Here is a 444-nt window from a genome sequence, read left to right as displayed (position 1 = left end):
TAGGGAGTGGTAGGTTTCCTGCCAAGCGATGATTTTGCTGGTGCCTGTATACAGGAAGAGGGCTGCCAAGAGCAAGGCTGAGATTTCAATGACGGTATTTTTATGTTTGGCAATCATGGTTGCTGTAATCTGTTGACTTGTTGTTCTTTATGTTGCTTGTGTAAGCTGTGATGAAGGTATGTGGGGCATTTGAAAAATAAAAATCAAATTGTCCAATGAGAATGTTCAGGGGACGAACGAGGCTGTGGCGTCGACGAAGTGATTTTGGGGTATCAAAAATCGGGTGGATTTTTTGGATGTTTTTCTGTGGGGACACAGACATAAAGGTAAACCGCAAAGGGGCGCAGGGGGGAGGGAGAGGCGAGAGGCTAGAAACGAGAGGCGAGACGTGAGACTCAAGACTTAAGACAGAAGTGAATATGCTGGTGAGAGAGTAGGATGTTC

Source organism: Belliella marina (assembly GCF_042682445.1).
Classification (GTDB): Bacteria; Bacteroidota; Bacteroidia; order Cytophagales; family Cyclobacteriaceae; genus Belliella; species Belliella marina.
This window is presented reverse-complemented; position numbering follows the sequence as displayed.